Annotated in this window: 20 protein-coding genes; 7 read left to right on the top strand and 13 right to left on the bottom strand. The window is 32.9% G+C overall.

Annotated features, from left to right (window positions below; translation table 11 throughout):
* Positions 1–6: 6 nt before the first annotated feature.
* From PQF83_RS08505 to PQF83_RS08535, 7 genes are all read right to left on the bottom strand, one after another.
* A complete protein-coding gene (locus PQF83_RS08505; protein ID WP_001259226.1) occupies positions 7–516 on the bottom strand; it encodes a 2'-5' RNA ligase family protein in 510 nt (169 codons plus the stop codon).
* Between the two features lie 117 nt (positions 517–633).
* Positions 634–1,113: a CcdC family protein gene (locus PQF83_RS08510; protein WP_000502987.1), complete on the bottom strand. Its 480-nt coding sequence runs from the start codon at positions 1,111–1,113 to the stop codon at positions 634–636.
* Between the two features lie 36 nt (positions 1,114–1,149).
* On the bottom strand, positions 1,150–1,821 hold the full coding sequence (locus PQF83_RS08515; RefSeq protein ID WP_000178193.1) for a DUF4052 family protein: 672 nt from the start codon (positions 1,819–1,821) through the stop codon (positions 1,150–1,152).
* Positions 1,818–2,690 (bottom strand): ABC transporter ATP-binding protein, encoded by an 873-nt coding sequence (locus PQF83_RS08520; protein ID WP_000560908.1) that lies wholly within the window; start codon positions 2,688–2,690, stop codon positions 1,818–1,820. Before PQF83_RS08520 ends, PQF83_RS08515 begins: the two co-directional genes overlap by 4 nt.
* Positions 2,687–3,067 carry a GntR family transcriptional regulator gene (locus PQF83_RS08525; RefSeq protein ID WP_000805191.1) on the bottom strand — a complete coding sequence of 127 codons (381 nt, stop codon included), beginning with the start codon at positions 3,065–3,067 and terminating at the stop codon, positions 2,687–2,689. Before PQF83_RS08525 ends, PQF83_RS08520 begins: the two co-directional genes overlap by 4 nt.
* A gap of 125 nt (positions 3,068–3,192) precedes the next feature.
* Positions 3,193–3,681 (bottom strand): DinB family protein, encoded by a 489-nt coding sequence (locus PQF83_RS08530; protein WP_000424651.1) that lies wholly within the window; start codon positions 3,679–3,681, stop codon positions 3,193–3,195.
* A 14-nt stretch (positions 3,682–3,695) separates the two neighbouring features.
* Positions 3,696–4,289 carry a DUF4825 domain-containing protein gene (locus PQF83_RS08535; RefSeq protein ID WP_000876557.1) on the bottom strand — a complete coding sequence of 198 codons (594 nt, stop codon included), beginning with the start codon at positions 4,287–4,289 and terminating at the stop codon, positions 3,696–3,698.
* Between the two features lie 440 nt (positions 4,290–4,729).
* On the opposite strand from PQF83_RS08535, the gene PQF83_RS08540 reads away from it, so the two are divergent.
* From PQF83_RS08540 to PQF83_RS08565, 6 genes are read left to right on the top strand one after another with little or no spacing between them, the layout of a single operon-like run.
* On the top strand, positions 4,730–4,870 hold the full coding sequence (locus PQF83_RS08540) for a YrzI family small protein (RefSeq protein ID WP_000156198.1): 141 nt from the start codon (positions 4,730–4,732) through the stop codon (positions 4,868–4,870).
* Between the two features lie 27 nt (positions 4,871–4,897).
* The gene (locus tag PQF83_RS08545; RefSeq protein ID WP_000142725.1) at positions 4,898–5,041 is read left to right on the top strand and encodes a YrzI family small protein; all 144 of its coding nucleotides are present in this window, start codon (positions 4,898–4,900) and stop codon (positions 5,039–5,041) included.
* A 28-nt stretch (positions 5,042–5,069) separates the two neighbouring features.
* Positions 5,070–5,213: a YrzI family small protein gene (locus PQF83_RS08550; RefSeq protein WP_000668983.1), complete on the top strand. Its 144-nt coding sequence runs from the start codon at positions 5,070–5,072 to the stop codon at positions 5,211–5,213.
* A 25-nt stretch (positions 5,214–5,238) separates the two neighbouring features.
* Positions 5,239–5,382, top strand: a complete 144-nt coding sequence (locus tag PQF83_RS08555; protein WP_000668966.1) for a YrzI family small protein — start codon at positions 5,239–5,241, stop codon at positions 5,380–5,382.
* A gap of 25 nt (positions 5,383–5,407) precedes the next feature.
* Positions 5,408–5,548, top strand: coding sequence for a YrzI family small protein (locus tag PQF83_RS08560; RefSeq protein WP_000669815.1), 141 nt, complete (start codon positions 5,408–5,410; stop codon positions 5,546–5,548).
* Between the two features lie 25 nt (positions 5,549–5,573).
* The gene (locus PQF83_RS08565) at positions 5,574–5,714 is read left to right on the top strand and encodes a YrzI family small protein (protein WP_000142740.1); all 141 of its coding nucleotides are present in this window, start codon (positions 5,574–5,576) and stop codon (positions 5,712–5,714) included.
* 241 nt (positions 5,715–5,955) lie between these two features.
* On the opposite strand, the gene PQF83_RS08570 is transcribed toward PQF83_RS08565, so the two are convergent.
* The gene (locus tag PQF83_RS08570) at positions 5,956–7,041 is read right to left on the bottom strand and encodes an AI-2E family transporter (protein WP_000837888.1); all 1,086 of its coding nucleotides are present in this window, start codon (positions 7,039–7,041) and stop codon (positions 5,956–5,958) included.
* Positions 7,042–7,190: 149 nt separating this feature from the next.
* Between PQF83_RS08570 and PQF83_RS08575 the strand changes: the two genes are divergently transcribed.
* A complete protein-coding gene (locus PQF83_RS08575; protein ID WP_000189721.1) occupies positions 7,191–8,012 on the top strand; it encodes an HNH endonuclease in 822 nt (273 codons plus the stop codon).
* Positions 8,013–8,240: 228 nt separating this feature from the next.
* Here PQF83_RS08575 and PQF83_RS08580 read toward each other — a convergent pair whose 3' ends face one another.
* From PQF83_RS08580 to PQF83_RS08600, 5 genes are all read right to left on the bottom strand, one after another.
* The gene (locus PQF83_RS08580; RefSeq protein ID WP_001289320.1) at positions 8,241–8,333 is read right to left on the bottom strand and encodes a putative holin-like toxin; all 93 of its coding nucleotides are present in this window, start codon (positions 8,331–8,333) and stop codon (positions 8,241–8,243) included.
* Positions 8,334–8,471: 138 nt separating this feature from the next.
* Positions 8,472–9,584: an FMNH2-dependent alkanesulfonate monooxygenase gene (gene ssuD / locus PQF83_RS08585; protein ID WP_000422271.1), complete on the bottom strand. Its 1,113-nt coding sequence runs from the start codon at positions 9,582–9,584 to the stop codon at positions 8,472–8,474.
* Positions 9,585–9,660: 76 nt separating this feature from the next.
* Entirely contained in the window at positions 9,661–10,509 is an 849-nt protein-coding gene (locus PQF83_RS08590; protein ID WP_000432113.1) for an ABC transporter permease, read from the bottom strand.
* A 16-nt stretch (positions 10,510–10,525) separates the two neighbouring features.
* A complete protein-coding gene (locus PQF83_RS08595) occupies positions 10,526–11,512 on the bottom strand; it encodes an aliphatic sulfonate ABC transporter substrate-binding protein (protein WP_000276924.1) in 987 nt (328 codons plus the stop codon).
* Between the two features lie 17 nt (positions 11,513–11,529).
* Entirely contained in the window at positions 11,530–12,285 is a 756-nt protein-coding gene (locus PQF83_RS08600) for an ABC transporter ATP-binding protein (RefSeq protein ID WP_000218625.1), read from the bottom strand.
* Positions 12,286–12,441 lie beyond the last annotated feature (156 nt).

Below are 12,441 nucleotides of genomic sequence, written 5' to 3' on the forward strand. Positions count from 1 at the left end.
CTTTTGTCAGCTTTTTTGCAACGGTACTTCAAATTCAATAATTGATTCCCCCTTTTCTCCAATTCGCTCTACACTAATTCTATCAATTACACATTGTAACTTTTCAGGGAAACTATGAATATCCTTGGCTACTTCAGCAGCTAACTCCGCACTTTCTTTTCTCCCGACTGTTACATGCGGTATGTACGGAATATCTTCTTTCAAAAATTGTAATAAAGGTCCTGTATACAGGATATCATGTAGTTTAGTTATTTGTTCTTTCCCCCGCTCCACTTCTAAAAACAAATAGTTTCTTACATGAGTGATACAATTTGCAAATTCAATTTCAATTTTGCCTACCCCTCTTGATAAATTCAAAATATGAGATTTTAATTCATCATTTGAAATATCACTCTTAAATGGAAATACAATTGTTATATGCGGTGGAATTAATTCAAATAAAGGATCATGTTTTTGTCTAATGTTCTCTATTTTATCGATGGACATATTATTGAGAAAAACTAAAATTGTACGCATTTTTATCCCCTCTACTTTTCCTTATTTTAATATGTATCATATTCTATAACAATCTTGCACTTCAACAAATTATTTTACTTACCTATAAAAATAAAAAACTTCTCAAATGAGAAGTTTTCATATAGTATGATTACTATTTTCCCGCCAAACTTTCCTAAACTTTATATAACAAGCAATTCTCCACGGAATGATATACGATACTGCAACTACGTAAAATAATAAACCAACCGTTTGTTGATCTAAATCTACAATAAATTGTCTTGAACCATATCTTAAAACGACAAGTGCAATAAAAGTAATTAAAAAGACAGCACTTTTTTTCGTATAAATATTCCCATCATCTCTTCGTTCATAATTTGTTAATACTATAAGCGGCACAGAGAAAAGTACCCCAATGAATACCGCTATAACTACTTGTAATATAGCTGGATGTACTGGACCAAAAAACCATACAACACCTGGTGTTAAAAATAATAACGGCCATAAAATACGTTTTCCTGATCCCTTTATTGGCTTATGCATGGAGCGATAACGACGCCAGAATATTAATAGTGCAATGCCTAAAAAGACTGTAATGAGTGAAGATGTGTCTCCCATTTGCTATCCTTCTCTCTATAGTAATCTAATAATATTTCAAATCGTTTTTTCGAATGATACTTTACGAATAAATATACTACTAGTTATGATATAAAGGACAGTTAATCCAATTGAAATAACAGTAAAATACGGTATATTTACTAAAGATCCATCACTCGTAAATAATAAATTGGTTACCCCTGCTTCTCCATAAAGTACACTATTTGTTGATAAGAAAAGGGTCCCACCAATCATAAGACCGATCCACTGAAATCGTTGTTTAAAAACTACTACCACTTGAAAGAAACATGCTGTTGTAACATAAAATAAAAATTGCAAAATAAATTGTTGCACCGATTGCTCCCCAAAACTAACATTTACTAAATTATATTTTATATCTTGTAAAAGCATTATTTGAAGAAACGAAAACATTGCGGATTGCAAGATGATATAACAAATTGCTCCGATGAAATATTGAATTCTCGTTACACCAAATGAAACAGCTAAACGAAATAGCTCATCTTGAATGATGAAAACACTCCCTACTATAAACAACATAATTGCTATTGACGGGTTATTTATAATTTCGGGTAAATAACCAATGTTCACTCCATTTAAATGCGCAGCATTTAAAGCTCCTTTTATTAATAAGGCTACAATCCAAAATATTAAAATTGCTTTATAATGAAAATTAATATGTAACTTTAACTGCTTCATTAACATCGTCATTTCACTTCACCACCAGTTATATGAATAAATAATTTTTGCAATGTAATTCTATCAATTGCTAAACCTTCTTTTTCAAGAGAGTAATAATCTTCATTAGAAAGTTCTTCCCATATAACAGCAATACCCTTATTTCCATAAACTTCTCGATTTAATACTTTTTTATTGATCAAGAACTCGTCCACTTTATCCTTTTGCCCTGAAATAATCTGAACTTGTTGTAATAAATCTTCCACCAATGATTGAACAACTAATCTTCCTTCTTTTATGATTATCACATCTTCAATCACATGGGTTACTTCTTCTACTAAATGTGTTGATAATATAATTGTTCGTGGATACTCACCGTAATCTTCTAGTAGTAGACTATAAAATAATTCACGGTGTGCTGCGTCTAAACCTGTAGTTGGTTCATCAAAAATAGTAATTGGTGCTCTACTTGCTAACCCTTGAATAATGCCGACGACTGTTTGCATGCCGTGTGATAATTTATGATATTTCACTGTCATATTAAGCTGAAATTTATTAGCGAGTTCTTCAGCATACTTTCCATCCCAGTTTTTATAAAACATGCTGCACATCTTAAAAATTTCTTTTACTTTAAAACTTAACTGAGCTTCTTCTTTTACTCTAACAAAACAAATATTTTGCATCGCTTTACTATTCTCAAAAACATGTTCGCCAAATATTGATACGCTTCCACTACTTGAAGTAATTTGACCTGCAAGTAAATTTAATAGTGTCGTTTTTCCTGCTCCGTTTCTACCGAGCAAACCATATATTTTATGCTCTTCCAATGAAATCGTTACTTCATTTACTGCTACTTTCTTTTTGTATTTTTTCGTTATATCTTTCGTTTCAAGTGCAATCATCCCTCGTTCCCCCCCTTCGTAATTTTTTGAATCATATCTATCAATTCATCTTTGGATATTTCTAATACTTTCGCTTCTTCCCACACTTTAGGTAAATATTCGGTCATAAAAGTATTTTGTCTTTTTTTAAGTACAACTTCTTTCGCTCCCTTTGCAACAAACATCCCGATCCCTCTCTTTTTATATAAAATCCCTTCATCCACTAATACGTTTACCCCTTTAGCTGCAGTAGCTGGATTTATTTGTAACATCTTCGCAAATTGATTTGTTGATGGAACTTGTTCTTCTTCAAGTAATATGTCTTTTAAAATATCAGATTCAATCGTTTCTGCAATTTGCAAGTATATTAATTTATTTTGCTCCAGAGTAGGTTTCATAATTTCACCACCTTAGGTTCATAGGTTCATTACTTATGTAATTAACCATATCACATAAAAATGTATATTTCCATAAATTTCTTTTATAAAAAAAGAGAGTCATTCGTTTAAGAATGACTCTCTTTCTAAAATTTTGAAGTTTCAACTCTAATTTTTAAATTCTTTTCATTTATACCATTTTGACAAAAATTAAATTGTTGTCCCTTTATAGACTTTGTACGATCTACAACTTGCCCTAAATGATAACTTGTGTGCTCCACTAAATGTAATAAACTATGAAGGTCAATATGTCTTTTTTCTCCACATGCTTGTATATATTCTGTTCCCCATTCATCAAATACGTCTTCAACGTACTGTAGCAAAAGTTCAGTACGTTGTCGCTTTACTGGAAAATACTCCTCAATTCCCTTTTCAAAGACTATATTTGGATTTTTATAACGACTAGTATTTCTCTGTATATGTTCACAAATATGTAGTACGATTCCACCAATTGAATTCACAGAATCCCCTTGTTTCCATAAATCTTCTTCACTAACGAAGCTAATTGCCTGTATTAACTTAGGTAAATAATGATCTTGCATTCGATGATAAGTAATTTTATATACTAACTCCACCTATTTTCCTCCCATCATTTCAACTGCTGTACTGGATACTTTACAAATAAAGCATTCCTAAACTCTTTATCATTCATAAGCATTGTAATTTCTTCGTTATTTTCGTTAAGAAACTTTACTACTTTCTTTTTATCCCATATATCATTTTCTTTTGGGGAATTATCAAACTTTTCATACAGGATTGATAGTATTTCTTCTCTTTTTATCGTGAAATTTTTATTTTCTACTTGCAACTCGTAACCTTTTGCATTTGGTACTAAAATCGCTAAATAAATAACGTTAAAGAGAAAATTCTTCTCCATCGTATCCTTACCATCAAACCAATACGTCTCAACCATGTCTTCTGTCAAAGTTCCATTTCCTTTTGTACCATAGTTCACCTTTATACTTTCATTCTCTAAACTTACACTTTGAAATGTTTCACCACCGGGTAAACGATTAACAATTGCAACCACATCTGAGTTATTCCCAACATATGTCCCAGCATATTGCTTAAAGTCACCAGGTTCAACATCAGATATTTCTTTTATTCTTTCTCCGCTAGAACAAGCAGTAATACATAAAAAAATTGTTAGCATAACAACTACATTACGATGCATATATTTCATTTAGCATCCCCCATTTTTATCGATATTTCGTTAATTACAATACACCTTCTCAAAACCCTTTAAAATATACGCATTTTAATCAAAATTAAAAATTTTCATTTTTTATGTTTACAATTATCCATTAATTGTATATACTTACTAACGTAAGAAAAATATTCTAAAAGGAGGTCGAAGGAAATGATGAAATTACAATTACATGCTTTAACTTTAGCGTTAACTGCACCTGTGTTTTCTGGACAATTAAATATGAATTCGACCACCCTAATGGAGAATTGAAAATCGTACATTATTTCGATTAATTCATAAATTCGCCACAGGAGGTCGTATGCTTTCCTGTGGCTTTTTCACGCCCTGCCATAGGAGAACTATATCTTCCTGTGGCTTTTTTGTGCGATTTTTTAGTCTCTTACATTATTTTTTAAAGAAAGGAGCAACATTCGATGACTATTAGCGTATTGTTTTTAAGTATTACGATTCAAAGAAATACAATTTCCAAACATGAAATTTTTCATAATGAGCAAATTGAAAAAGCTATGAATGATGTTAAGGAGCGCCAAGCACTTTATTGTGATCACATGTAATTCCTTTTCGAAAGGAGGAATTCATTTATGACTTTTCATATTTTCTTTTTTACGACTGTACTTCAGAAAAATACTTTATCTGAAGGTGAAATCATTCGTAAACAACAAATAAAACAACTGACTGATAAAATGACTGACATTAAAAGTTCATATTATACGCATATGTATTAAAAATATATTTTAAAGGAGCAATACCTTCATGAAATTTAAAGCATTCTTTTTAACTATCACCATTCAAAAACGTAAGCTTTCTCAAAGTGAGATTTTACGTGAGCAACACATTCAAACTATTATGGACGAAGTAAAAGAGCGTCAAGCTTCTTATTACAGCCGTCTTTTCTAATAAACTTATAAAGGGGTTTTATCTAATGAAATTTAAAGCATTCTTTTTAACTATCACTATTCAAAAACGTAAACTTTCACAGAAAGAGATTTTACGTGAGCAACACATTCAAACCATTATGGACGAAGTAAAAGAGCGTCAAGCTTCTTATTACAGCCGTCTTTTCTAAATCAATTATAAAGGGGTTTTATCTAATGAAATTTAAAGTATTCTTTTTAACGATTACCATTCAAAAAACTAAGTTCTCGGACAGTGAGGTATTGCATGACCATCAAATTAATAAAGCTATGGAAGATGTAAAAGAACGTCAAAGTCACTACTGTAGCCATCTATAATTCCTTTCGAAAGGAGGAATGTATCATGACGTTTCATCTTTTCTTCTTAACAATTACAATCCAGAAAGAAATCTTTTCTGAAGATGAATTAAAACAAGAGCAACAATACAAAAAGATTATGGACGAAATTCGAGATCGTAGAAGCAAATACTACACTCACCTATAATCCTTTAAAAATATAAAACTTGAAAGGAGTCGATTATGATGTTGATAGCACGTTGTAAGGAAATGATTTGGATAGTTCAGAGGGATTCCACATAGTTTATTGGGGGCTATATCATACAACTTTACCGTTTTATTTGATATGTAATAAATATATAATAAAATTGCATTCGTACACTTTTTAACATTGATTAATAAACAAAAGATACACCACTTAAAAAGTGGTGTATCTTTCTCAACATATACTATTTTCGATTACTTCGTTTCGTCTTAAACAGTCTCACTAAGTTCGATACAACTGTTTTCGTTACTGCGTACACTGGCACCGCCAAGATCATTCCAATAATTCCCGCAAAGTTACCTACCCCTAAAATTAAAATAATAATTGTTAACGGATGGATATTTAATTTTGAACTCATAATACGCGGTGAAATGATGTTACTTTCAAATTGTTGTACAATTGTTACGATAATAATTACGTACAACGCTTGCATCGGAGATACGAACAAACCTACAATAACAGCTGGTGCTGCACCGATAAATGGGCCTAAGTTAGGAATTATATTTGTAAATGCAGCTATAATTCCTAAAACAAAAGCGTACGGTAAATCGATAATTAAATAACCGATAAAAGTAAAAGCACCTACAAATATACAAACGAGCGCTTGCCCTTGAATATATGCAGATAATGTTTCGTTCGTTTCCTTAATGATACGAAGCCCTTCTTCACGGTATGACTCTGGTAATAAGCTTACTGCTTTTCCTGGAAACGCATGTCCATCTTTAAACATATAAAATAAAATGAACGGTACTGTAAAAATAACTAATGCGACGTTCGTTATGATACCAAATAAAGCCGTTGCACTCGACGTAATTGTGTTTGGTATATCCTTTAAGTATTCAATTGCATTTTTTTCAATTGTTTCAATGGAAACATAATTTTGTGTAGATAACCATTCAAACAATCTATGATGGGATAAATCTTGTATGTATAGTTTTCCCTCTTTTATATAGCCTGGCATATTTTTCACTAAATCCATTAGCTGTTGTGAGATCGTTGGAACAACTACCCCAACGCCAACCGCAGTTAATGTTATGATAAAAAGATATAACAGTAAAATCGCTAAATTTCTAGGTACTTTTTTCTCCTCTAAAAAGACTAACACCGGATTAAATATGAAGTATAAAAATAACGCGATTAAGATTGGGAAAAACAGCGTTGATATGAAGATACCAATCGGTTGAAATAGAAACGATATTTTTGTGCAAATAAATATGATCGCTACAACCATTAGCACTTCTAATGTCCAAAAGTGCACTTTCGATTTCAAAAAAACGTCCTCCTTTAAACTAGCACTTCTCTTCATTGTACCAAAATAAGTAACAATTTCACATAATATTTTCCTTTACAATATTCCAAAATACCAATAAATACACTACAATGAGATTACATACAAATTTGCAGGTAAAGGTGATAAAAATGACACAATGCATCATTTGCAGAAAAGATACGAAAGAACTTAGTGAACAATATGTCATCCCAGAAATATTATGTGGATATTATTTCACAAACTCAATTTGTGATACTTGTTATGAACAAATGACAACAAATATTGATCGCCCCTTAATTCGGCATAAATTAAGTCAGTTTAAGATTGAACATATGAAAAAACAGATTGACTCCCCGCTCTATACGAATGAGCATGGTGAGGAACTTGCGGCCGCTGAGACAGATGTTGTTGAAGTAAGTGACGAAATACTTTATTCCAATGCATTAATTATGAAACTATGTAAAAAGCACGATATTTCACTACATAACGAAATCTGGAAAGAAGAACGTGTAACGAAAGTAGCTAGCTCTATTCAACGGGAATTACTTTTAGATAACCGTAAGTATAAAATGAGTGTATTAAAAATGGCTTATACTTTCGCTGTACAAGCAGTCGATGGCTATTTTGAAGATCCAGATGCGATTGATATTTCTAGCATCCTATCGAATGCCGACTTCATGGAATTAAAAGAAAAGAGCATTGTTCGTGATTTAAGCAAAAGTTCTTTATGGAATACATTAAATACAAATAGTGAAAACCATTACTTTATTTTATTAAGTGATAAAGATGGCCTGTTCTGTTTCATTCGTCTATTTGATATTTTTGATGTTGTCGTTCATTTATCAGAAAAGAGATATGAACTTCCATCACCAATTGTCGGCGTAAATGATGTAAATAAGCAAAAATTTTACGTTCAAACTTTAAAACAGTATATGGACGGGCTCTTTAAAGAAAAATCACCTTCTATTTAATTAGAAACAGAACATACGGTCTCCTTTCTTGATGAAAAGACACTGTGTTATAATAAGTATGAAAAGAACAATACAATCACATAAACCAATTATAAATTGTATATAAATAAAAAAGACTAGTGTGCGGCTACACACTAGTCCACGTAACTTAGCAGATTGGATTGTTCATTTATCCTATTTGTTTCTTACAAACAAAACAACCCACATTCTATTGGCATAGGTGGGTTGTTATTTTTTGAGCTTGTCTATTAAAACGACGACGAATGTTAACAGTGCAACGAGAAACAGTCCACCTTGCAGTAACAACGCTATTTCACTCACTTATTATCACCCCCCTCCTACTTGGAGAAGTGATAATTGAACAACCAACCGTACCTTAAGTTACTATTTAATTTTACCATATTTTCTGATAGTTTACGATGAAAACCCGCAAGTGATTTACTTGCGGGTTTTTTCTCACTATTTTTTTAATGCATATGCATCAGCTATCATTTCACCAACAATTTTATTTTCTTGTTTCTTATCTTCTTTTAATAAAGGAAATAACAGTTCTGCCACTTCATATGCCTCTTCTAAATGAGGATATCCCGATAATACAAACGTATCAATTCCTAACGCTTCATATTCTTTTATTCTATCTGCTACTGTATGCGGATCTCCAACAAGCGCAGTACCTGCACCACCTCTTACAAGCCCGATGCCAGCCCATAAATTAGGACTTATCTCTAACGACTCCCGTGTACCTTTATTTAAATGGGTCATTCGCTTTTGACCAACTGAATCATATCTTGCAAATGTCTTTTGAGCAAGTTCAATTGTCTCATTATCTACATATTGAATTAAACGTTCTGCCTCTTCCCACGCTTCTTCTTCTGTTTCTCTTACAATTACGTGTAACCTGATGCCAAATCGCACTGAACGTCCCTTCTCTTCTGCCAGTTTTCTTACTTCCTCTATTTTCTCCTTCACTTGCTCTGGTGGCTCGCCCCACGTTAAATATACATCACTATGTTCTGCTGCAACTTCCTTTCCAGCAGCGGATGATCCTCCAAAATATATAGGAGGGTATGGCGTTTGCACTGGCGGAAACACAACTTTACTTTCCGTAACTTTAATATGTTTTCCTTCTAAAGAAAATGTTTCACCTTGCAATGTCGATTTCCAAACTTTTAAAAACTCATCAGCTGCTTCATATCTTTCATCATGCTCAAGATACAATCCATCTCCTTGTAATTCAACTGGATCTCCTCCAGCGACTACATTAATAAGTAACCTCCCGTCTGAAATTCTATCAAATGTAGATGCCATCCTTGCTGCAACTGTCGGTGACATTAGTCCCGGTCTAACTGCTACTAAAAATTTTAGCTTTTCTGTCTCAGCTGCAAGTGCCGATGCTAATACCCATGGATCTTCACAACCTTGGCCAGTTGGAAGTAACACACCTGTATATCCTAAATAATCAGCTGCCTGTGCAACTTGTTTATAATAACCATACTCAGCTGCTCTTCCTCGTTTTGTCGTTCCTAAATATCGTCCATCTCCATACGCCGGAATAAACCATAATAATTCCATACCTTTACACACCCCTTATTTATTTTGAAACGTACACTAAACTACTCTATATAAATTACCCCTAATAATTTATATGTTAATTTCCTATCTCGCCTTTAAAATTATCTCGCCATCTTAAAAACTTCACTTCTAGTAAACGTACGAGTGAATCCGAAAACTTCCCAACAAATGCAAAAATAATAATACCGACAAATACAATATCTGTATTTGAAAATTGCCTTGCATCCATAATCATATAGCCAATACCTTCTGTAGATCCCATAAGTTCTGCTACTACTAAACTCACCCATGCTACTCCTAATGATAATCTTGCCCCAAGTAATAGGTTTGGCAATGCTGCCGGTAAAATTAGTTTTGTAATTAATTTTCTTTTACTAAACTCTAACACTCTCGCAACATCAAATAACTTTGAATCTACACCTCGTATTCCTAGAAACGCGTTTACGTATAAAGGAAAAAATGCACCATCTGCAATTAATAACACTTTTGATGTTTCCCCAAAACCGAACCATAATACGAAAAGCGGTGCAACAGCTAAGTGAGGCACAGTTCTTAACATTTGTACTGACGGATCTAAATATTGCTCACTTCTCGTTGAAAATCCAACAATTGTTCCTAAAATAATTCCTAAACTCCCGCCAATAAAGAAACCAGCCGCAGCCCTGAATACACTAATACTTACATGACCGAATAACTCTCCTGTTTTTATAAGTTCTTGAAAAGCTAAAAATATATCTAGCGGCGTTGGTAAAACTGTTTTAGAAACTAGACCGAATACGCCGGCCAATTGCCAAATTATTAATATAATAATCGGTATAGTAATTGCCCTTATCAAAAATTTGATATTCGTCTTCTGTACTTTCTTTACATTGTTTTTCTCAATCGTTATACTCGCCCTTTTAATAACTGCTTTCGTATTCTCCAATTTATACAACCTCTTTTCACTTCGCCTTTAACGCTTTTTCTACGAAAGAATTATCTACAACTTTATCTGTCTTAATTTCTTTCTTTATAGAACCAAGCTTATATTGAAAATCTGCTGTCTGTTGCTGTTCTGCAACTATTTCTTTCGTTACCGGAACTAAGATGGGTTTGTCGTGATTAAACACTTCTTTTACAATATCTGCATCTATTTTCTTTGCAGAAGTGTATATTTTTATTGCTTCATCCAAGTTTTCATCTTGCCATACACGTGCTTTTTCATATACTTTAAGGAATTTCTCCACTAATTCTGGATGCTCTTTCGCAAATTTTGTTCTCGCAATTAAAAACTCTGGAGAAGATACATTTAATTGTTCACCATCTGTAATCACCTTCGCTCCTTTATTTACCGTATGTAACGATATGAAAGGATCCCAAATTGCCCATGCATCTACTGATCCTGATTCAAATGCTGGCTGCGCTTCATCTGGTTGCAGTTGAATAACATTTACATCTTTCGCATTGATACCTTCTTTATCAAGCGCTCGATACAATAAATTAAATGCGCTACTTCCTTTTGCTACTGCGATTTTTTTACCTTTTAAATCTTTTACACTCGTAATCTTGCTATCTTTTTGTACAAGAATCCCTGTTCCTTTTCTCGCATAACTTGTATTAGCAATTTCGGTAAATTCAATACCTGCTACTTGCGCGGAAATAACTGGAGAATTGCCAACTTCACCAAAGTCTAATCGATTTGATGCGATTGCCTCAAAATAAGGAGGTCCGCTTTGGAACTCTGTCCATTTCACCTTAACTCCTTCTTTTTTAAACTCCTCTTCAAACCATCCCTTTTTCTGCGCGAGTAATAGTGGACTTAATCCTTGCTGAATACCAATTTGTACTGTTACATCTTCCTTCTTACTACTTGCTGTACTTTTCTCACATCCGAATAAAAATAAAGAAATAGCTAATGCAAAAGAAAGAACTTTAAATTTTTTATACATAAATACTCACCCTCTCCCTATAAACTTGTTTGAATCAATCCTCCATACTCAAACTGCTGTAATACTTTCTTTCGAATTTCTTGGAATGACTCCGAAGTTTTACTACGCGGATAAGGTAAATTATTTTCAATTACTTTATGTATTTTTCCAGGCTTTGCACTCATGATGACAATTCTGTTTGAAAGATATATTGCTTCGTCTATATCATGTGTAACGAATATCATTGTCGTCTTTTTTTGTTCCCAAATGTTGAGCAGTACTTCTTGCAAATGACTTCGGGTAAATGCATCCAATGCTCCAAATGGTTCATCAAGTAATAATACATTAGGATCTCTTAGCAACGCTCTTGCAATCGCAACACGTTGTGACATCCCGCCTGATATTTCTTTCGGATATGATTTTTCAAAACCGTCTAACCGAACAATTTTAACCCATTCCTTTACCTTATCCTTCACATACTTATCTTTTAATGACAAATCAGCTGCAATGTTTTCTTCAACTGTTAACCACGGAAACAGACGATGCTCTTGAAATATAAATCCTTGCTTCTTACTCGGTTTTGTTATACGCTCCCCATCAATAATGATTTCACCTTCAAAATCGTTGTCTAAACCTGCAATAATTTTTAATAATGTACTTTTTCCACAACCACTCGGACCAATTACTGTAACAAAATCCCCTTTTTCTAATTGAAAATTAATATTCTCTAATACTTGAACAGTACCAGTTTGCTTCGAAAAATATTTTGATACCTCATTAATTGAAACAGTCACTTCTTCCCCTCCTTGAAATGATTCATCTAAATGAATAGATTCAGTATTTATGTAATAAAAAAACCAAAGGCATTTTATCAATAGATAAAATGCCTTTGGTTTCTCCAATCAGCAATACGTAATAGAATTAAGTACATATTATACAAATATTTCCGA

It is taken from the genome of Bacillus sp. FF-1, assembly GCF_028548245.1.
GTDB classification, from domain to species: domain Bacteria; phylum Bacillota; class Bacilli; order Bacillales; family Bacillaceae_G; genus Bacillus_A; species Bacillus_A paranthracis.